Annotated in this window: 19 protein-coding genes and 1 tRNA gene; 14 read left to right on the top strand and 6 right to left on the bottom strand. The window is 64.1% G+C overall.

Annotation, left to right across the window (positions count from 1 at the left end):
- Positions 1–31: 31 nt before the first annotated feature.
- Positions 32–793: a CPBP family intramembrane glutamic endopeptidase gene (locus tag KUF59_RS25905; RefSeq protein ID WP_212460989.1), complete on the top strand. Its 762-nt coding sequence runs from the start codon at positions 32–34 to the stop codon at positions 791–793.
- A gap of 3 nt (positions 794–796) precedes the next feature.
- Here the strand turns inward: KUF59_RS25905 and KUF59_RS25900 are convergent, their stop codons facing one another.
- Genes KUF59_RS25900 through KUF59_RS25890 form a run of 3 tightly spaced genes read right to left on the bottom strand, consistent with a single transcriptional unit; the run spans position 797 to position 3,139 of the window.
- Complete coding sequence (locus KUF59_RS25900; protein ID WP_212460988.1) at positions 797–1,720, bottom strand: AEC family transporter; 924 nt, start codon at positions 1,718–1,720, stop codon at positions 797–799.
- A gap of 2 nt (positions 1,721–1,722) precedes the next feature.
- Entirely contained in the window at positions 1,723–2,205 is a 483-nt protein-coding gene (gene ruvX / locus KUF59_RS25895) for a Holliday junction resolvase RuvX (RefSeq protein ID WP_212460987.1), read from the bottom strand.
- 43 nt (positions 2,206–2,248) lie between these two features.
- Entirely contained in the window at positions 2,249–3,139 is an 891-nt protein-coding gene (locus KUF59_RS25890; RefSeq protein ID WP_212460986.1) for a LysR family transcriptional regulator, read from the bottom strand.
- 96 nt (positions 3,140–3,235) lie between these two features.
- On the opposite strand from KUF59_RS25890, the gene KUF59_RS25885 reads away from it, so the two are divergent.
- The 6 genes from KUF59_RS25885 (at position 3,236) to KUF59_RS25860 (ending at position 7,819) form a co-directional block, all read left to right on the top strand.
- Positions 3,236–4,252, top strand: a complete 1,017-nt coding sequence (locus tag KUF59_RS25885) for an NAD(P)H-dependent flavin oxidoreductase (protein ID WP_212460985.1) — start codon at positions 3,236–3,238, stop codon at positions 4,250–4,252.
- A gap of 135 nt (positions 4,253–4,387) precedes the next feature.
- Entirely contained in the window at positions 4,388–5,464 is a 1,077-nt protein-coding gene (locus KUF59_RS25880; RefSeq protein WP_212460984.1) for an NAD(P)H-dependent flavin oxidoreductase, read from the top strand.
- A gap of 78 nt (positions 5,465–5,542) precedes the next feature.
- The gene (gene gatC / locus KUF59_RS25875; RefSeq protein ID WP_212460983.1) at positions 5,543–5,830 is read left to right on the top strand and encodes an Asp-tRNA(Asn)/Glu-tRNA(Gln) amidotransferase subunit GatC; all 288 of its coding nucleotides are present in this window, start codon (positions 5,543–5,545) and stop codon (positions 5,828–5,830) included.
- Between the two features lie 17 nt (positions 5,831–5,847).
- Positions 5,848–6,060: a hypothetical protein gene (locus KUF59_RS25870; protein WP_140982211.1), complete on the top strand. Its 213-nt coding sequence runs from the start codon at positions 5,848–5,850 to the stop codon at positions 6,058–6,060.
- Positions 6,057–7,532 carry an Asp-tRNA(Asn)/Glu-tRNA(Gln) amidotransferase subunit GatA gene (gene gatA, locus KUF59_RS25865; RefSeq protein WP_212460982.1) on the top strand — a complete coding sequence of 492 codons (1,476 nt, stop codon included), beginning with the start codon at positions 6,057–6,059 and terminating at the stop codon, positions 7,530–7,532. Before KUF59_RS25870 ends, gatA begins: the two co-directional genes overlap by 4 nt.
- A complete protein-coding gene (locus tag KUF59_RS25860; protein ID WP_212460981.1) occupies positions 7,523–7,819 on the top strand; it encodes a hypothetical protein in 297 nt (98 codons plus the stop codon). The genes gatA and KUF59_RS25860 overlap by 10 nt, the downstream gene beginning before the upstream one ends.
- A 28-nt stretch (positions 7,820–7,847) precedes the next feature.
- Here the strand turns inward: KUF59_RS25860 and KUF59_RS25855 are convergent, their stop codons facing one another.
- Positions 7,848–8,498 (bottom strand): CC0125/CC1285 family lipoprotein, encoded by a 651-nt coding sequence (locus KUF59_RS25855; protein ID WP_212460980.1) that lies wholly within the window; start codon positions 8,496–8,498, stop codon positions 7,848–7,850.
- Positions 8,499–8,694: 196 nt separating this feature from the next.
- Here KUF59_RS25855 and gatB point away from each other — a divergent pair, with 196 nt between their 5' ends.
- Both gatB and KUF59_RS25845 read left to right on the top strand, forming a co-directional pair.
- On the top strand, positions 8,695–10,179 hold the full coding sequence (gatB, locus tag KUF59_RS25850) for an Asp-tRNA(Asn)/Glu-tRNA(Gln) amidotransferase subunit GatB (RefSeq protein ID WP_212460979.1): 1,485 nt from the start codon (positions 8,695–8,697) through the stop codon (positions 10,177–10,179).
- Positions 10,180–11,554: 1,375 nt separating this feature from the next.
- Complete coding sequence (locus tag KUF59_RS25845) at positions 11,555–11,821, top strand: hypothetical protein (protein ID WP_212460978.1); 267 nt, start codon at positions 11,555–11,557, stop codon at positions 11,819–11,821.
- 62 nt (positions 11,822–11,883) lie between these two features.
- Here KUF59_RS25845 and KUF59_RS25840 read toward each other — a convergent pair whose 3' ends face one another.
- The gene (locus KUF59_RS25840) at positions 11,884–13,893 is read right to left on the bottom strand and encodes an O-linked N-acetylglucosamine transferase, SPINDLY family protein (RefSeq protein WP_212460977.1); all 2,010 of its coding nucleotides are present in this window, start codon (positions 13,891–13,893) and stop codon (positions 11,884–11,886) included.
- Positions 13,894–14,240: 347 nt separating this feature from the next.
- Here KUF59_RS25840 and KUF59_RS25835 point away from each other — a divergent pair.
- The 4 genes from KUF59_RS25835 (at position 14,241) to KUF59_RS25825 (ending at position 16,542) form a co-directional block, all read left to right on the top strand.
- Positions 14,241–14,334, top strand: a tRNA-Ser gene (locus KUF59_RS25835).
- A gap of 365 nt (positions 14,335–14,699) precedes the next feature.
- Positions 14,700–15,680: a porin gene (locus KUF59_RS25830; protein ID WP_309500866.1), complete on the top strand. Its 981-nt coding sequence runs from the start codon at positions 14,700–14,702 to the stop codon at positions 15,678–15,680.
- 26 nt (positions 15,681–15,706) lie between these two features.
- Positions 15,707–16,051, top strand: a complete 345-nt coding sequence (locus KUF59_RS44085) for a porin (protein WP_309501004.1) — start codon at positions 15,707–15,709, stop codon at positions 16,049–16,051.
- A gap of 212 nt (positions 16,052–16,263) precedes the next feature.
- Entirely contained in the window at positions 16,264–16,542 is a 279-nt protein-coding gene (locus KUF59_RS25825) for a DUF3551 domain-containing protein (RefSeq protein WP_212460976.1), read from the top strand.
- Between the two features lie 166 nt (positions 16,543–16,708).
- On the opposite strand, the gene KUF59_RS25820 is transcribed toward KUF59_RS25825, so the two are convergent.
- Positions 16,709–19,093 (bottom strand): transglycosylase SLT domain-containing protein, encoded by a 2,385-nt coding sequence (locus tag KUF59_RS25820; RefSeq protein ID WP_212460975.1) that lies wholly within the window; start codon positions 19,091–19,093, stop codon positions 16,709–16,711.
- Positions 19,094–19,372: 279 nt separating this feature from the next.
- Here KUF59_RS25820 and dapA point away from each other — a divergent pair, with 279 nt between their 5' ends.
- Positions 19,373–20,263, top strand: a complete 891-nt coding sequence (dapA, locus tag KUF59_RS25815) for a 4-hydroxy-tetrahydrodipicolinate synthase (protein ID WP_212460974.1) — start codon at positions 19,373–19,375, stop codon at positions 20,261–20,263.

Raw genomic sequence — 20,263 nt, 5'->3', positions numbered from 1 at the left:
TGACACGGGCCGACCAATCGAAAGAGAATTGATGGACTCCCTCAATCCCGATCATCCGCCCCTCACCGTCGCGCCTCGGCCGCACGTCTGGAAGTTTTGGGGCACCGCGCTCTGGGGCCTCGTCATCTTCGGGGCGATGTTCGTCGGCCAGATCGGCGCCATCGTCTATCTGGTCTGGGCTCGCGGCGGCCCTATCGATCTGGCGGCGATGCAGCGCATCGGTCACGAGCCAGCCGCGCTGGCGCTGTCGGTCATCATGGGCTTGCCCACAACGCTCGCAGCCGTGTGGCTCGCCATTCGCTTGAAGGGCGCCTCGTTCGCCGACTACCTCGCGCTGCGCTGGCCGTCGTGGAAGCAGTTTTTGCTCGGCGCGCTCGGCCTCCTGCTGGTCGTGCTGATCTGGGAAACGATGTCCCGCGCGATGGGCCGTGAGGCGACGCCGGGCGTCATGACCGATCTTTTGAAGTCGGGCCGGGACAAGGGCGCCGCGGTCATTCTCCTGTTCGCCTTCAGCTTGGCCGCACCGATGTCCGAAGAAGTGCTCGCGCGAGGCTTTCTGTATCGCGGGTGGTCCGAAAGCTTTCTTCGCGTGCCAGGCGCGATCATCCTGTCCTCGCTGGTGTGGACCGTCGTGCACCTCCAGTACGACCTCTACTTCCTCGCTGAAGTCTTCTGCATCGGCCTGTGGTTCGGCTACATGCGCTACCGTGCAAATTCGCTATGGCTGACGATCATGCTTCACGCGCTCAACAATCTGACCGCGGTGGTGCTGACGATGTGGCTGGGGGAGTAGGCGTCAGGCGACCAGAGCGATCGCGATCGGCATCGTGATCGCCGCAAGTATCGTCTGCAGCGTGATGATTTGCGCGAGCAGCGGCGCATCGCCGCCCATCTGGCGGGCCAGCACATAGGCGCTCGGCGAGGTCGGCACGGCCGCGCAGATCGCGACGATGGTGAGGCTTTTGCCTGACAGCCCGAACCACAGCGCCAGGACCAGCGCCAGCGCGGGCATCAGCGCCAGCTTGAAGGCGACGCCGAGGCTGGCACCAAGGCTTGGACGCAATAGCCCCTTGAGATGCAGGCCCGCGCCGGTGACGAGCAGGCCGATGGCGAGCGAGGAGCGGCTCAGCGCATCGGCCACGTCATGCCAGATCTTTGGCAGCGGCAGGTGCACGACATTGACGAAGAGGCCGATGGCGCAGGCCCAGATCAGGGGATTGCTTGCCACCGTCATGACGATCGCACGCGCAGACTGCTTTTCCGGCGCGGCATAGTGCGCGAGCACGGCGACACTGAACACGTTGACCAGAGGGATGATGGCGACCATCGCCACCGACGCCACCGCCAGGCCGACGTCGCCGAACAGATTGGCTGATACCGAGAGCGCCACGTAGGTCTGCCAACGCGTCGCGCCCTGGAAGATCGAGGTGAAGGCGGGGCCGTCGATGCCGAGCCGCGCCAGAGCAGGGCGGAGCGCCAGGCACAGCAGCGACATCACCAGCGCCGACAGGAGCAGCGCGCTGCCGACGCCGGCGACCGGCACCGTGCCCAGGTCGGCCTTCACGAGCGTCTGGATCAGCAGCATCGGAAACAGCACGTAGTAGGTCAGGCGCTCCAGGCCGTGCCACTGCGTGTCGAGCCGCATCAGGGTGCGCTTGAGGACGACGCCGAGCACGATCAGGATGAAGACCGGGAGCAGCGCCGCGATGACGACGGCCATGGTCAGTCCGTCCGCCGCAGATTGGCGAGCCGGTCGAGCGCGCCTTGCAGGATGAAGATGGCGGCGTGCTCGTCGATCACCTCGGCGCGCTTGGCGCGGCTGACGTCCATGCCGATCAGTTCGCGCTCGACGGCGGCGGTCGAGAGCCGCTCGTCCCAAAACCCGATCGGAAGCGCAGTGAGGCCGGCAAGGTTGCGGGCGAAGGCGCGGGTCGATTGCGCGCGCGGGCCTTCGCTGCCGTCCATGTTGATGGGAAGGCCGAGCACGAAGCCGACTGCCTTGCGCTCGGTCGCGATGGCGAGCAGCCGGGCTGCGTCCTGCTTGAAGGCCTTGCGCTGGATCGTCTCGACGCCGGTCGCGAGCCGCCGGTCCGGATCGGACACCGCGACACCGATGGTCTTGGTGCCGAGATCGAGCCCGATCAACGCCCCGCGTTCGGGCCAGTGGGTTGCAGCATCGACCAGGGGTAGGATAAGAGCCGGCATAGGCATGCGCATAGCATGCGATGCGCGGCGGAGGCAAAGGACCTCAAGCCGCGATGACTTGCTCGTCTTTGTTCAGGCAGGACGCGAAGCCATTCAGCGCGCTGTAGTGATGTCCGGTGCGGCGCTGGATGAACAGCGTCTCGACGCCGGTATAGGCCGGGCTCAGCGTATGGATGGACACGCTGCCGTTCATCTCGCTGCGGGCGACGACCGCGCGCGGCAACAGCGTCACCCCCATGTCGGCGGCGACGCAGCCGATCATGCCGTCGAGCGTGCCGAGTTCGAAGCGCGCCGCCGAGGGCCAGCCGAACTCGACAAAAATCTGCTCGATGCGCTGGCGGTAGGTGCAGCCGGTGCGGAAGACGAGCGCGGTGGGGCCGGACTCCGGCGTGCCCGCGCGCAGTTCGGCCAGCGTCGTCCAGCGCCGCGCGCTGACCAACACCAGCTCCTCGCGAAAAGCGCTTGTTGCGGTGAGGTCGGCATGATCGATGGGACCTGCGACGAACGCACCGTCGAGCGAGCCATCGAGCACGGCGGCGACGAGATCGGCCGTGGTTGCCGTGCGCAAGCTCAGCCGCACCGCGGGGAAGCGGCGGTGGAAATCGGCGAGCAGGGGCGGCAGGCGCACGGCAGCGGTCGTCTCCATCGAGCCGATCGCAAGCGGTCCCTTCGGCTCGCCGTCGTCGCGCGCGGCGAGCAGTGCTTCGCGCGAGAGCGCGGCCATTCGTTGCGCATAGGGCAGCAGCCGCTTGCCGGCGCCGGTCAGCGTCATGCCGCGGCTGTGCCGCTCGAACAGCGGCGTGCCGATCTCGGCCTCCAGGGCCTTGATCCGCTGCGTGACGTTCGACTGTACGGTGTTGAGCTCTTCCGCGGCCCGGGTGATGCCGCCGGTGCGGGCCACTGCGGCAAAGGTCTTGATATCGCTGAGTTCCATGGTCTCGTTTCGTTTTCGAGATGGCAGCGTTCGCTATAATTCAATTTTAGAGAATGCTAGTCCCGTCTAGTCTTGCTGTCCAGACCGGAGGACGCCGTGCCAATCGCCACACCACTCACCAGGCTTCTTGGATCCGAGCATCCGATCTTGCTTGCGCCAATGGATGTCGTCGCGGGCGCACGCCTCGTGACGGCGGTCAGTCGCGCCGGTGGGTTCGGGATACTCGGCGGCGGTTATGGCGAGCGAGCCTGGCTGGACCAGGAGACGGCCAAGCTTAGAGGTTTGAGCGCGCCGTTCGGCATCGGCTTCATCACCTGGAGCCTCGCGAAGCGTCCGGAGCTTCTCGACATCGCACTCGCGGCGCGGCCGGGCGCGATCATGCTGTCGTTCGGCGATCCCGCACCGTTCGCACCAAAGATCAAATCTGCTGGCGTCCGGCTGATCTGTCAGGTGCAGGACGAAACCATGGCGCGGCAGGCGCTCGACGCCGGTGCGGATGTCCTCATCGCGCAGGGGACGGAAGCGGGCGGCCATGGCGCTTCGCGCACCACGGTCGATCTCGTGCCCGCGATTGTCGATCTGGCTGCAGGCCGCGTGCCCGTGGTGGCAGCCGGCGGCATCGCCGACGGGCGCGGGCTCGCCGCGATGCTGATGCTGGGCGCGAGCGGCGTGCTGCTCGGCACGCGCTTCTATGCGAGCGAGGAAGCCGACGGCGCCGACGAGGCCAAGCGGCGCATCTGTCGTGCTGCTAGCGGCGAGACCGTGCGCGGCATCATCTTCGATCTCTCCCGCAACAATGTCTGGCCGGCGCCGTTCACAGGACGTTGCCTGATCAACGACCACGCCCGCCGCTGGATCGGCCGCGAGGTCGAGTTGATGCAGAATGTCGCCACGGTCGCGGCGGACTATGCAGCGGCCAAGGCGGCCGGCAATTTCGACGTCGCCGCCGTCATTGCGGGCGAGGCCGTCGGCCTGATCCATGATATTCCACCGGCCGCCGAGATCGTCGCGCGGATCGCAACCGAAGCCGAGCAGCTTCTGGCCGGCCGGCGCAATTCCGGTGCTTCTTTCCCTTCTCCCTTGTGGGAGAAGGTGGCGCGCAGCGCCGGATGAGGGGTTCTGCCCGCGGCGAACACAAGCAAATTTGAGAGGTCTGTCTCCGCGGATACAAACCCCTCACCCGTCTCGCCGCTACGCGGCGATCCACCCTCTCCCACAAGGGGAGAGGGGAAGAGCGAGAGAGAAACCATGTGGCCCAATCGTCGACTGATCGACCTCTTCAAGACCGAGTTCCCCATCGTGCTGGCGCCGATGGCGGGCATCATGGATGCGGAGCTGGTGATCGCGGCCGCGCAAGGCGGCGCGCTGGGCTCGCTGCCGTGCGCGATGATCTCGGCCGAGAAGGCGCGCGAGCAGGTCAACATCATCCGCCAGCGCGTCTCCGCGCCGATCAACGTCAACTTCTTCTGCCACAAGCCGCTCGAGCTCTCGGCGGAATCGGAAGCGCGCTGGAAAGAGCGGCTGACGCCTTACTACGAGGAGTACGGCCTTGATCCGTCCGCGCCGATTGCTGCGGCCAATCGCGCGCCGTTCGATGCGGCGTTCTGCGATGTCGTGGAGGAGCTGAAGCCGGAGGTCGTCAGCTTCCATTTCGGCCTGCCGGACCAGGCGCTGCTGAGGCGCGTGAAGGCGGCCGGCTGCCTCGTCATTTCCTCGGCGACGACAGTCAAGGAAGCGGTCTGGCTCGAGCAGAACGGCGTCGATGCCGTAATCGCGCAAGGTGCCGAGGCCGGCGGCCATCGCGGCATGTTTCTGACCGACAACATCGCAGAGCAGCCCGGCACCTTTGCGCTGGTGCCGCAGGTGGTCGATGCCGTGAAGGTGCCGGTGATCGCAGCCGGCGGCATTGCTGACGGGCGCGGCATCGCGGCGGCCTTCGCGCTCGGGGCGTCCGGCGTGCAGATCGGAAGCGCCTATCTGCGCTGTCCGGAATCCAAGGTCAGTGTATCAGCGCGAAAGGCGCTGGCGGAGGCCGGTGATGCCTCGACCGTCATCACAAACGTCATGACCGGACGCCCGGCTCGCGGCGTCGCCAACCGCGTGATGCGCGAGGTCGGCCCGATCTCGCCGGATGCACCAAGCTTCCCGCATGCGGCGACCGCGCTCGGGCCCCTGAAGGCGGCTGCCGAAAAGCAGGGCAGGGTGGAATTCACAAATCTCTGGGCGGGCCAGGCCATCGGCTTGGGCCGCGAGGTCCCGGCGGCCGAATTGACCCGGGATCTGGCCAAAACGGCGCTTGCCCGCCTGAAAGCGCTGGCCGGCTAGGCTGATAGCGCTGGTTGCGGCGCAAAAGCGGCCTCTGCTATACGGCAGGCTTATCTCTGCCGTCCGAGGTCCTATATAATGTCAGTCGACGCCGTGACCGTCCGCCGCATCGCGCATTTGGCGCGTATTGCGGTCAGGGACGACGAAGTTTCCCATTTGCAGGGCGAGCTCAACGCCATGCTGGCCTTCGTCGAGCAACTCTCCGAGGTCAACGTCGATGGCGTCGAGCCGATGACGTCGGTTACGCCGATGGAGATGAAGAAGCGGCAAGACGTGGTCAATGATGGCGAGATCGCCGACGATATCGTTGCCAACGCGCCGGCGACCGAGGGGCACTTCTTCCTAGTGCCGAAGGTTGTCGAGTAAACTTTTGGAACGTTGCGATGTGCCTGCTATGCGACGATGAGAAGGCCTATCAGGCCTACATGAATTATCTCGACGCGATGGAGCGGCAGGGCAAGGCTGCCGATCCCAATGTCGCCGTCAATGCCGTGCTCGACCAGCTCGAGGCGGCAGCGAATGCCGCCGTCAAGAAAGACGACCCGGCCAACGACAAGACCCTGTCCCCGTTCTTCTGTAGCCCGATCAATAAATGACCGATTTGACATCGCTGACGCTCGCCGAGGCCCGCAAGGGTCTCGCGGCCAAGACTTTCACGTCGCTGGAGCTGACCGACGCGCATCTTTCCGCGATGGAGGCGGCGCGCGTGCTCAATGCCTTCGTCATGGAGACGCCCGACCAGGCGCGTGCCATGGCGCGCGAGGCCGACGGCAAGATCGCCAAGGGCGATGCGGGTCCGCTCGCCGGCATCCCGCTCGGCATCAAGGATCTGTTCGCGACCAAGGGCGTGCGCACGACCGCCTGCTCAAAGATCCTCGGCAATTTCGTGCCGACTTACGAGTCCACGATCACCTCGCAGCTCTGGCGCGACGGCGCCGTCATGCTCGGCAAGCTCAACAATGACGAGTTCGCCATGGGCTCGTCGAATGAGACCTCGTGCTTCGGACCGGTCGGCAATCCCTGGCGGCGCGAGGGTTCCAACACCACGCTGGTGCCGGGCGGCTCGTCCGGCGGCTCAGCCTCGGCCGTTGCTGCATTGCTGTGCATGGGCGCGACCGCGACCGACACCGGCGGCTCGATCCGCCAGCCGGCGGCGTTCACCGCGACCGTCGGCATCAAGCCGACCTATGGCCGCTGCTCGCGCTGGGGCATCGTTGCCTTTGCGTCTTCGCTCGACCAGGCCGGTCCGATCGCGCGCAGCGTGCGCGATGCCGCGATTCTGATGCGCTCGATGGCGGGCCACGACCCCAAGGATACGACGTCGGTCGACATTGCCGTGCCGGACTACGAGGCCGCGATCGGCAGGTCCGTGAAGGGCATGAAGATCGGCATTCCCAAGGAGTACCGGCTCGACGGCATGCCGGCCGAGATCGAAAAGCTTTGGGAAGCGGGCGCAGCCTGGCTGAAGGCGGCCGGCGCCGAGCTCGTCGAGGTGTCGCTGCCGCACACCAAATACGCGCTGCCGGCCTATTACATCGTGGCGCCGGCAGAGGCCTCGTCCAACCTCGCGCGCTATGACGGCATGCGCTACGGCCTGCGCGAGCAGGGCAAGAACATCATCGACATGTACGAGAACACCCGCGCCGAAGGTTTTGGCGCAGAGGTGCGCCGGCGCGTCATGATCGGCACCTATGTGCTTTCCGCCGGCTATTACGACGCCTATTACCTGCGCGCCCAAAAAGTGCGCACGCTGATCAAGAAAGACTTCGAGGATTGCTTTGCCAAGGGCGTGAACGCGATCCTCACCCCGGCGACGCCATCGGCGGCCTTCGGCATCGGCGAGAAGGGCGGCGCCGACCCCGTCGAGATGTATCTCAACGACATCTTCACCGTCACCGTGAACATGGCGGGCCTGCCCGGCATCGGCGTGCCCGCGGGCAAGGATGCGCAGGGCTTGCCGCTCGGCCTGCAACTGATCGGCCGTCCCTTCGATGAGGAGACGCTGTTCTCGCTCGGCGAAGTCATCGAGCAGGCCGCCGGCCGCTTCACGCCCGCGAGGTGGTGGTGAACGTGGCGGCGTACATCGCCAGCCTCGACGGCGCGGGCCCCGCGCCCGACCTCAGCGCGCCGCTTGCAGGTCTCTGGTGGGCCGCCAAGGGCGACTGGGACAAGGCCCACAAGATCGTGCAGGACGAGAATGGTCGCGAGGCGGCCTGGGTGCATGCCTATCTGCACCGCGTCGAGGGCGATCTCGGCAATGCCGGCTATTGGTACCGCCAGGCCGGCCAGCCGACGGCAAAGGATTCATTGCAGGCGGAGTGGGAGCGGATCGCGACCACGCTGCTCGGAGCGTAGAGACGGCGGGCCGCACTTGCGGGGCGCGCTATCGCAGCGTTCCCTTGGGCAGCAGATACTCGTGAACATGCGGACAGATATTGCCGAGATTGCACCGCTCGGCCTTGATGAGCGGTTCCAACTGGGCAAGCAGCGTCTTGGCATTGAACACTTTCGGGGGAGCCGCCTCGACCGGTGCCGGGAGGAAGTGAACGTCGGCCTCGATTCCGGGTTTGGGCACCGCTGCTCCGCCGCCCGTGTAGATGAACACGGCGCCGCCGCGCGCGAGCCGGATCGGCTGATCCGACCGGCTGGCGAGATCGCCTCGGTCCCAGATCCTGAAAGCAGCGCTCTCCTGCGGCGATACCGGGATGAGGGTGCGCAACGACGGCACAGCGCTGCTGAGGCGGGTGCTGCTCCGGTAGTCCGCCGGCGGCCGGCGCATCACGAACTGAATGTCAGACAGGAGTTCAAATCCGGCAAATCCCTTTTCGACCGCGAGCTGGGCAGCACGATAAAGCCAATAGACCTGAACGCTCTCCCGGGTGGTGTAGCCATTGCCCTGGAAGCTCACGCGGAAGACGTCGGGCCTCAGCTCCTTGACGTCGGATCCGCCGGTAAAGCTTTGTTGCTGGTAAGGTGTCGAACATGACACGAGAATGGCGGCCACAGCCACCAGCATCGAAACCCGAAAAAACATGCACTGCCCCCTGCACACAACTTCTACGGCGCGTGCGAGGCCTGCGTCAATGCCCGAGTGAGCGGCGTCGACGGTACAACATGGGCCGGGTAGGCCGTTCGATCATTGACGCGCCACGTTCTCCAGCTTGACTGGCACGATCCGTTGCGCGAAGCCCAACCATCCCCGATATGGTTTTATCCGGACATTGAGACCCATGAACGCACCCGCCGTCCCCCACAAGCTTCTCAAAGGCGCCACCGGTGACTGGGAGATGGTCATCGGCATGGAGATCCATGCCCAGGTGACGTCGAACTCAAAACTGTTCTCGGGCGCGTCCACCGCCTTCGGCGGCGATCCGAACACACATGTCTCGCTGGTCGACGCGGCGATGCCGGGCATGCTGCCCGTGATCAACGAGGAATGCGTCAGGCAGGCTGTCCGGACCGGGCTTGGGCTCAACGCAAAAATCAATCTGCGGTCGGTGTTCGACCGGAAAAACTATTTCTATCCGGACCTGCCGCAGGGTTACCAGATCAGCCAGTACAAGTCGCCCGTCGTGGGCGAGGGCGAGGTGCTGGTCGAGCTCGACGGCGGACGCAGCGTCACTGTCGGCATCGAGCGGCTGCACCTTGAGCAGGACGCCGGCAAGTTGCTGCACGACCAGTCGCCGACCATGTCCTATGTCGATCTCAACCGCTCCGGCGTGGCGCTGATGGAGATCGTCTCAAAACCTGATATCCGCGACGCCGAGCAGGCCAAGGCCTATGTGACAAAACTGCGCTCGATCCTGCGCTATCTCGGCACCTGCGACGGCGACATGGAGAAGGGGTCCTTGCGCGCCGACGTCAACGTCTCGGTGCGCCGCCCCGGCGGGCCGCTCGGCACGCGCTGCGAGATCAAGAACATGAACTCGATCACCTTCATCGGCCAGGCGATCGAGTACGAGGCGCGCCGCCAGATCGAGATCCTCGAGGATGGCGGGGCGATCGACCAGGAGACGCGGCTTTACGACCCCAACAAGGGCGAGACGCGCTCGATGCGCTCCAAGGAAGAGGCGCACGACTATCGTTACTTCCCGGATCCCGATCTCTTGCCGTTGGAGTTCTCGCAGAACTTCGTCGACGAGCTGAAGGCGAAGCTCCCTGAGCTGCCGGACCAGAAGAAGGCGCGCTTCGTCGCCGACTTTTCGCTGTCTCCCTATGATGCGAGCGTGCTGGTCGCCGAGCGCGAGAGCGCGGAGTTCTACGAGACTGTGCTTTCGGGCCTCGCCAACCGCGCGCGCGACGGCAAGGTGGCCGCGAACTGGGTGATCAACGAATTGTTCGGCCGCCTCAACAAGGAAGGCCGGGGTATTACCGGCTCTCCGGTCAATGCCGGGCAGCTTGCGGCGATCGTCGATTTGATCGGCGAGGGCACGATCTCCGGAAAGATCGCCAAGGACCTGTTCGAGATCGTCTGGCAGGAAGGCGGCGATCCCCGCGCGCTCGTCGAGAGCCGCGGCATGAAGCAGGTCACCGACCTCTCGGCGATCGAGAAGGTGGTCGACGACATCATCGCGGCCAATCCCGACAAGGCCGCGCAGGTCAAGGACAAGCCGCAGTCGCTCGGCTGGTTCGTCGGTCAGGTCATGAAGTCGTCCGGCGGCAAGGCCAACCCGCAAGCGGTCAACGACCTCCTCAAGTCCAAGCTCGGCGTCTGACGCCGCGCGTCGTGCGAGGTGACGGAGCGGTCTCCGTCACCTTGCTTCAGCTCACGCCGCGACGCTTGCCTGGCGTCATCGACACCAAACCTCGCCCCGCTCTTGTTGCGAACGGCCTGCGAATCGCCGCGACGCGATTCGCGTACAACGGTGGCTTGCGCACGCTTCGGCGAGCGATTGCGCCGTTAAGCATGAAAATATTTTCGTTGCCAAAATTCCCGACTCAGAGTCCGCGACGCGCCTCGGCGGCATGATCGAGCGCGTCGCGATGCGCATCATCGCCCTGATCATGCGCGATGCGCGTGCACAGAAAAATACTTGCTGCATAGAGTTTTCTTGCAATCGCTGCTCTCGCTGACGTCGATGCTGCGAGCAGTATTTGCAATCGCAGACACGCGCCTCTGTGTGTCGGCAAATCAAGCGCGGCTGGCGCAGGCGCTTTGCTGCGTCAACACTTCCTTAAGCGAGAAGCTGTTTTTTTCTTCGCGTTGGTGTATTCGGGATGAAGTGCATCTCGATCCCCGAGTGCACGCAGCGATTAAAGCCATCTCACACATCGGAGGGCAACATGGCCAAGAAAGCGAAGAAGGCGAAGAAGGCGAAGAGCGCAGTGAAGAAGACTGCGAAGAAGACCCGCAAGGTCGCCAAGAAGAAGAAGTAACTTCGCCTAGTCGAAGTTGCCGGCTGCTAGACGGCCGGCGCGTCATTAGAGCCATCAGCGAAAGCAACGGGCTCTGACGGCGAAAGAGGGTGTCGGCGAGACATCAGGTCGACGGTCGGATCGTCAATCTCCTGCGAGCTTGCTCGCTCGGGTTTCCGGTCCGGCAGAAGAAACCAGTTTTCTTCGTTCGGTGCGGTCAGCCTTCTTTGGCTCCGCAATTTCACAAATGGCCTTGCGGCCAAGGTGAGATCCGGTCCTGACGTGTTCGCCGACGCCCTCGCTCCTGACGCCGTCGTCGATGACCGGCGCTTTTCATTTCCCCGACATCGCTGATTGAGTTCGTCACGCGGCCCGCGCTGTAGCGCGAGAGATCGCGGCGGTGGACACTTGTCGTCTGCTTGCGCTGGCGAATACCCGCAAGCAAGCGCGCCTAGCACCGCGCGCCATGGTTATCGTTGTCCGAAAATCGGGATGGTAAACCGTTTCTGACGTGGCGCGGAAGTGTCGGTTAAATCGATGCTTTTTGCATTTTCGTGCGCCGGACCGGCCCTTGCGCGTTTACGTCCCCTTCATCGCGATACTTAAACTGCCATTCAAATTTGCTCGCCATGATCCTCTCCAACAAGCCGGCAAACGGCATGGGGAAGAGTTGAACAGTTGGACGGGAGCCGCGCTCGGGGGACGAGGCGGCACAAGAATAAAAGGGGATGCGACATGTTTCAGGGGACCTTTGATCTCGAGACGGCGACGCCGATCGACGCCACAGCGCTGTCGGACGTGCTGTTCGAGCGCGGGCTTTACTGGGCGAGCGGCCGCTCCGGCCTCGTCGACCTCGTTGCCGCGCACAAGTGGTTCAATCTCGCGGCGCTGAAGGGCCGCAGGGATGCGATCGCCCATCGCCAGGAGCTCGCGGCGCAGATGTCGAATGACGAGATCGCGGCCGCGCAGCGCGAGGCGCGGGCCTGGATCACCATGCACTGACCGGTTCGCTCCGCCGTAGGGAACCGAACTTTGACCGATCGGTGGATTGCGCCAAGGCGATCTTAGACGGCAAACGAGGCCGGCGCTTCGCCTGCGCAATGCCGGCGCCATATTTCATTGAAGGCCTTTTCGACGTGTCGCGTCATGCCGACTGTGTCGAAGAGAGGCCAAGTGGACCGATGCGTCTTCAGCTTGCTCTTGAGGGCGGTCCGAAGCTCGGAATCGTGCGCGATCCGAAGCGCCAAACCCTCATATTCGTCCAGCGATCGCGTCACCAACTCAGGAAGGCCGACGGCATTCAGGAGACTGGCTGCAACACGTCCCGCAAAGGCGGTGCCGAGGCAGGTCAGGACCGGCAAGCCAGCCCATAGGGCGTCGCTGGCCGCGGTATGGGCGTTGTAGGGCGACGTGTCCAGGAAGAGATCGGCGAGCTGGTGGCGCGCCAAGTGCTCCTCAGGAGGGACGTGTGGGGCGAACACGATCCTCTCGGCGGCGATACCCCGCGCAACCGCTTCACGCCTCAGATTCTCTCGGGCAATCGGGTCGCTATCAAGCAGCCAAAGGACACTGCCGGCGGTCTTGGTAAGCAGCCTCATCCAGACATCAAACAGCAGAGGCGTGATCTTGGACGTTCTGTTGAACGCACAGTAGACGAATGCATCGTCCGCCAGTCCGACCTCGCTCCGGGCCGGTACATTTGACAGGTCCGTTCGCTTCGCGTCGGTCGCCTGATAGCTGTCGGGGAGATAAATCACCTTCTCGGCGTAATGCTTCTGCTCTCCTTCGGGGATGACGATCCGGTCAGCCATGATGTAGTCGATATAGGACGCGCCCATCGTGCCGGGAAAGCCGAGATAGTTGACCTGGATGGGAGCCGGCCGGCGCGCAAGGATTTTCGGCCGCGCACCGGCGGTGAAGCCTCCGAGATCGACGAGGACCTCAATGTCGAGCTGGCGTATCAGCTTGACCACGTCCTCGTCGGTAAGATGGCTGACGTCTTCGAAGCGTTCGAATGCCGCCTTCAGGCGGCCGCGCATCTCGCTGCGGTCATCCGGTCCGTAGGAGATGGCGCTGACGTCGAAACGCTCACGGTCGTGCTCCTCGAAAAGTCCGGCCATCAGATGCGCAGTGGCGTGACTGCGGAAATCGGCAGACATGTACGCCACCCGCAGCCGGGAAACCGGTGACGGCGTTTTGGGTATCGCGGCACCTCGTTCCGGGGCGACGTTGGCGACATATGTCTTCGCACAGGTCAATTGGTGTGCGGGTGACGACGAGGCATGAAAGAAGGTGAAGGGGTCGACCGCCACGCCGGCTTCGACGGCCTCGTCCAGGGCGGCCTGTTCAGTTTCGAAACTGCGCCAGTCGGCAAGCTGCCGCCTGGAAGCAACGAGCTTGCTTAACGCAAAAGGGAAAGCCTTCTTCAGTGCGACCGTTCTTTCGAGCGCTGCGACAGCTTCGTCGTGTCGACCCAATTGGGCGAGGACCTCAGACAAGGCGAAATGGTTCTGTGGATTCGACGGTGCAAGCTCGACGGCTCTTTGGTAGCTGTCATGCGCTTCATCAAGCCGATCGAGCTGCTGGAACGCACTGCCTCGGTTTGCGAACGCTGCGCTGGATGGCGCGATCGCAATGGCGCGATCGAATTCCGCGATGGCGCCATGAAGCTCCTGCCGCGCCATCAGGATCGCTCCGCGATTGAGATGCGCATCTGCGAAGTTCGGCGACAGGGCAATCGCTTTCGCAAGCCAAGCGAGCGCATCGTCTGTCTTGTCCAATGCACGCAGCACGTTGGCATAGTTGAAAAGAACGTCGGGATTACCGGAGTCGACGCGGACAGCCTTCTTGAGCAATGGCTCGGCGTCCGCGAAATTGCCGCGCTGGGCGTGCAACAGCCCCAGCATATGGAGCGCAATGGGATGCGTTCTACTTCCCCTCAGGATGGTCGTGTAGGCACGTTCCGCCGCCGGGAGATCGCCCGAACGGTGCGCCGCAATTGCCTGATCCAGAATAGCCGACGTATGGAGTGAGGAGGGGGCCGAAGCTCCCTTGTTGCGGCTTTGCTGCGACATGTGATTGGGTTTCTGGACCCCGATGACGGGTCTGTGCTTTGGCGAACTGGTGCAAAAACTCTAGTCGCCTTTGCTGGAGAGAACAACGGCCGCCGCTCGCGCTTCAAGGCACGAAACTACCGCGCTAGTGCCGAGATTCCGCGCGCGACAATATCGATGCCGGCCAACTGACGCGATGGCTACCCGCTGTGCGGGCGTGACGACGGCCGGCCGGCGCTGTGGACCTCAGCCAGTTCCGACCTGTCCTTGGCTCCCGTCGCTGTCAAAGCTTTCATGTGCAAAGAAACCCGCCAGCCCCAATTCTGCCGCTTGCGGCTCGCCGCCGTGTCGGGCATACCCGGCTCGCTGGAGACGTGGCCGAGTGGCTGAAGGCGGCGGTTTGCTAAACCGTTATAGGCTTGTAAAGGCCTATCGAGGGTTCGAATCCCTCCGTCTCCGCCAGCCACATTCTTCCCTTCACATATAGAGTGTCCGTAACGCAGCCATGTCGGCAGCGCGAATCTGCGTGCGCATGTCGTCCGGTTCCACGCGCAAATCTGCTTCGGTGCATCTGTCTTCTCATCTCAGCCCGAACCAATGGGGAGCTGCCGAGTCGTGCCGCGATTCCTCGATTCGAGTGCGTCGGACGCGCGAGAAGGGGGCGGACGGCGCAGGGTTCTCCAAGTGGGGAAATTTCGAAGCAAATGGAACCGGTCGGAAAACGGCATGGAAAACAAATAGTTACAACGGCGTTGTGATCACAACTGCGTGCTATTTGTGCAACACCAGCCGGAAAACACGTTCAGCAGGGCCGTTCCGGAGCGTTCATGCCGGGCACTGACACCTGCATCAAGTTCGGCGGCTACCTGCGCGCTGACACGATGCTTGGCGGCGCTGGTGACTATAACTTCCGTCAGGGCGCGAACCCTGGTTCGAACAACCGTCTGACCAACTACTACTACAGCCGCGCTCGTATGGACTTCACCGTCGATACGCGTACGGCGACCGAGTACGGCGTGGTCCGCACCTACGCCGATATGGTCTTCACCTGGGATACGACCACGGTCACCGGCAGCAGCCCGTCGGCGTTCTCGACCGGTTCGGCTTCGCTCGGCCTCTACCACGCGTTCATCCAGTTCGCTGGCTTCACCTTCGGCCGTACGGTCTCGATCTTCGACGCTCCGTGGCAGAGCTATCCGGCTGGCGGTCCCGATACCATTCCGGGCGGCAGCAACAACGTGACCGGTGTCAACCAGGTCACCTACACGGCTGATTTCGGTCAGGGCATCACGGGTTCGGTGTCGTTGCAGGATATGACGACGGCGGCCGGTGGCCAGTCGAACCTCTGGAACGTGACGGCCGCTGCGGCTGCAACGTTCACCCAGGGCACCTACGGCCTCAATGATTGGGGTGGAACGCGTTCACCTGACATCGTCGGTCAGATCCGCGTTGACCAGGCTTGGGGTCTCGCCCAGTTGTCGGTTGCCGCGCATGAAATGCATCCGGCTTGGTACGGCACCACGGAACTCACCGGTCATCCCGGCGACAAGTGGGGCTTCGCCATCCAGGGCGCTTTGTCGATCAAGAACATCCCGACTGGTGCGGGTGACTCGATCAACTTGCAGGCGGTCTACACGGACGGTGCGTCTCGCTACAACTTCCAGAGCCTGTTCCCGCAAGCATTCTTCATGTACAGCGGCACGGGCGTGGCTGGAGCCTACCAGAGCGTCGGTTTCGCCGGTGTTGCTGATGGCGTCTTCGGTACTGTGGCCGGTGTTGGTACCGGCATCGATACCGTCAAGACCTAGGGCTTCCGTGGCGGCTATACCCACAACTGGAGCCCGAACTGGACGAGCGGCATCTACGGTGGCATGCTCAGCTGAAGTATGGCGATACGGGCAAGGCCCTGATCTGCGCCAACTTCGCTGCTCTCGGCCCGTCCGCTGGCGCGACCTGTAACCCGGACTTCAACTTCGGCGTTATCGGTATCAACACCGTGTGGACCCCGCTCAAGGGCCTGGCCTTCACTGCGGACCTGAGCTACTCGCGACTGGACCAGAAGTACTCTGGCACCGTTTCGGGAGCCAACACCGCTGCCGCTGCCAAGCCGGCTGCCGTGTATGAGCTGAAGGATCAGGACTCGCTCCAGCTGCTCCTCCGCGCTCAGCGCAACTTCTAAGATCAGTCGTCTGATCTAACAGAGCCCCCGGCGGGAAACTGCCGGGGGTTTTGCTTTGACCGGCTGGTGCGAGCTCGGTGTGACGATCGACTCCTCGCTCGGCAACCGCGGGGGCCTGCGATGACTTTTTCGTGCGGCAGACTTGGAAACTATCAGAGCGGGACGAGATATACGGCGGGCGTCGACAGTCGGCCATGGCCCAGGAGGATTCTATGCGAACGCTTCCCATGGTGCTTCCAGTCATTGCGATGACGATGGTCATCACGCCAGCAAGCGCTCAACGCTACGATTCCGCTTCCCCCGTTTGCATGCAGAAGTGGGAATGGGGCGGCGGCAGCGCGATCTATTGCGGCTTTGCGACGTGGGAGCAGTGCAAGGCGGCGGCCTCAGGGCTTTCGGCCATGTGCCTCGTCAATCCCTATTGGTCGCAGGGATATCCGCGCGACCGCACGGCTTTGCCTGGCGCGAGCAGGCAATCCTGGGCCCGCTGATCGAGGTGTCCGCCCACTAAAGTGCGATGGCTTTGGGTTGAATCGTCGTCGCGCTTTAGACCAGTTGATACCTGCCTCGGCGTTCCAGCTTCGCCGCGCGTCGATCCCAGCCTATCCCGGACAGAGGTTGCGTCGCCGACGCAACGGCACGGGGTCGGCTCGCCCGCTACTCCACGCTGCCTGCGCCGCGATGCAAATCGGCTTCGATCTGAAGCTTCGTGCCGCCGCCGAAGCGGGCGCGATAGACTTGCAGGTTCTCCATGATCCGCTGCACGTAATTGCGCGTCTCCGAGAACGGAATCAACTCGACCCAGTCCACGGCATCGACCTTGGGATCGCGCGGATCACCATAGCGCTCGACCCACTTCTTCACGCTGCCGCGCCCGGCATTGTAGGCGGCGAACGTCATGATGTAGGAGCCGCGATAATCCTCGAGCAGTCCGCCGAGCTCGGCAGATCCTAGGGTCGCGTTGTAGACCGAATCGTTCTTCAGCCGGGACAGGTCGTAGGTCGCGCCGTGCCGCTTGCAGACATAGCGCGCCGCGTCCGGCGTCACTTGCATCAGCCCGTAGGCCTGCGCCGGCGACACCACGGCCGGATTGAACGCGCTCTCCTGGCGAGCGATCGCGTAGACGATGCTGCGCTCGACCTCGGGGCCGATCGGCGTGAAGTTCGGGATGCCGTTGACCGGATAGGCGTAGTGGTCGAAGGGCAGGCCGCGGTTGAGCGCGGCCTTGCCGAGCAGCAGCATGCCGCGGGCATCGCTGTAGCGCGCGGTGAGCTCGCCAAGGGCGCCCAGCGCTTCCGGATCGCCGTTCTCGCCCATGTCGGCGAGGATCGGAATCGCATACTCGCGCTCATCGAGCTCGTAGAGCAGCTGCACTGCGCGCACGATCTCGAGCCGGTCGCCGCCGCGGCCGCGTGGCGTGCCGTTGAGCTCGAGCTGCGGCAGGCCGAGCTTGGCGCGGGCGAGCTGGCCGTAATAGCTGGTCGACTGCTCGGCGGCGCGGGCGAAGGCTGCGCGCGCCTCCTGCTGGCGGCCGGCGGCCTCAGCCGCGCGGCCCTGCCAGTAGCCCGCGCGCGCGAGCGTGGTGGGGTTGACGCTGCCGACGCCGATGCGGGCAAAATGCTGGCTGGCGGTGGCGGGATCGTTGAGGAAACGCAGCGCGATCCAGCCGGCGGTGAATTCCTGCTCGGTCTTGTAGATGTCGCGCGCGGGCAGCGCCGCATCGCGCGCGATCAGATAGGCACTGCGGAATTCGTTGGTGTCGATCATCTTGCGCGCGAGCAGGCGCCGCTCGATCCACCATTCGTCGAGATTGTAGAGCCGGCCCGGATCCTTCGGCGCCGACAGCATCAATTGCGCGGCGTCGGAGAACTTTTCCTCGCGGCGCAGGAGCTGGATCTTGCTGAACAGGAAGCCGGGGTCGTTGTGCAGCTCGCGCGGCACGGCCTCGAGCAGCGCGCGCGTATTGGGCGCCTTCTTGTAGGAGGCGATGCGGGCCTTGGCGAGCGCCACATAGCCCGCGCCGAGCCGCTTGGCGGCGCGCATCGCAGCCTCGTGCTCGCTCCCATAGAGCAGGGAATCCATCCGCGCCTTGTGGTCGCCGGCGGCAATCAGCGCGCCGAACTGGTCGAGCGCGTTGTTCTCGGTCTCCTCCGACATCGCGTCGCTGCGCCAGGCCTCGCGCACCAGACGCTCGGCATTGGCGCGATCGCCGCGCGCCAGCATCGCCTTGGCGAGCACGAAGCGTCCCTTGGCCGACAGCGGAGATACGTTCTCGAACCACGACCAGGCGGCGGATTCTTCCCGCCTGTCGTCCCACAACGCGGCCTCGAGTCGCCGCCGCATGAAGGTCTGCGACGGCCAGCTCGGATTGGCGGTGACGAAGTTGCGGTAGCGCTCGACGCTGACGCCGTTGCTCTCGCTGCGCAGGATGACCCATTCGGCGAGCTTGCGGGCGACCGGATCGGAGATCGTTGCCTCCACGTCGGTGGCCTCGCTCTGCCGGCGCTTGCCCACGAGCTCGATGACGTTTTCGAGCGCATCCTTGTCGGCCTGCGAGGTCGAGGAGGTCGTAGCGACAGCGGCCGGCGTCACCGGCTTGCGCGGCGTGGCATGCTGGCGTGTGGCGGGCGCCAGAACGGGAGCTGTGGCCGGTTTGGCGACGGGGGCGGCCGGTCTGACGGTAGCCGTCACGGCCGGCGCGGGTGCGGTCTTGGGGGCCGAGGTGTTGGCGGTCGGTCGTGATTTGGACGCCGAGGCCGCTGTCGCAGGTTTCGGCTTGTCTTTTGCGGGTTCCTTGCCGGCATCTTTGGTAGGTTTCTTGCCGGCATCTTTGGCCGGGGCGGAAGCCGTTCCTTTGCTCGCTCCCTTGGCCGTTTCCTTGGCTGTTTCCTTGGCCTTTTCCTTGCCCGTTCCCTGAGTCGACCCTTTGGTCGATCCCTTCGCGGGGTCCTTGGCGGCGGGCTTCGCGGTCTCTTTTGCCCCTGCCTCAGTCGTCTCATTGGACTTGGCCAGGGCGGCGCAGCCGGCCGACAGCCCTGCCATCAGGCAAACGATCAGACCGGCGGATCGCCATACGGCAGGAGAAAAGGAAGTCACGGCTTTACGTCGCCCCGAATCATTCAAGCGCTCAGGAACAGCTCTATTTGATTGAATATGCGGACAAAATACCAACAGCGGCTTACCGGCGCCGTGTTTGCACCATCACCGCGGCAAAATCGCGGCCTAAACGGTGCGTCATTCCGGGGCAGCCCTTTTACCGGCCGGGTAGACCCGATATGAATGAGGCTTGCTTTCAGGCCAGCACGCGTACGGAGGAAGTCCATGGCAGCCAAGACGAAATTCCGGGGGTCGTTTACCGCCTTGGTCACGCCGTTCAAAAACGGCTCCCTCGACGAGGCCGCCTTCCGGTCGCTGGTCAACTGGCAGATTTCCGAGGGCACCCATGGCCTGGTCCCGGTCGGCACCACCGGCGAGAGCCCGACGCTGAGCCATGACGAGCACAAGAAGGTCGTCGAATGGTGCATCGACGAGGCCAAGGGCAAGGTGCCCGTGATTGCCGGCGCCGGCTCGAACTCGACGCGCGAGGCCGTCGAACTGGCGCAGCATGCCGAGAAGGCTGGCGCCAACGCCGTGCTGGTCGTGACGCCCTACTACAACAAGCCGACCCAGGAAGGGCTCTACCAGCACTTCAAGGCCATCAACGATGCCATTGGAATTCCTGTCATCATCTACAACATCCCCGGGCGCTCGGTGATCGACATGTCGGTCGACACCATGAAGCGGCTGTGGGAGCTGAAGAACATCGCCGGCGTCAAGGACGCCACCGCCAGCATGGTGCGGGTGTCGCAGCAGCGCGCCGCGATAGGCGAGGACTTCAACCAGCTCTCCGGCGAGGACGCCACCATCATCGGCTACATGGCCCATGGCGGCCATGGCTGCATCTCCGTGACCTCGAACGTCGCGCCGCGCCTGTGCTCGGAATTCCACACCGCCTGGCAGAAGGGCGACCACGCAACCGCCTTAAAGTTGCATGACAAGTTGATGCCGCTGCACAACAACCTGTTCATCGAGAGCAATCCGGCGCCGATCAAATATGCGATGTCGCTGCTCGGCAAGATGGACGAGACGTTGCGGCTGCCGATGGTGCCGGTCACCGAGCCGACGCGCGTCGCGGTGCGTAGCGCCATGGTTCATGCGGGCCTGATCAACTGA

The organism is Bradyrhizobium arachidis (assembly GCF_024758505.1).
In the GTDB taxonomy this organism is placed as follows: domain Bacteria; phylum Pseudomonadota; class Alphaproteobacteria; order Rhizobiales; family Xanthobacteraceae; genus Bradyrhizobium; species Bradyrhizobium manausense_C.
This window is presented reverse-complemented; position numbering and strand designations above follow the sequence as displayed.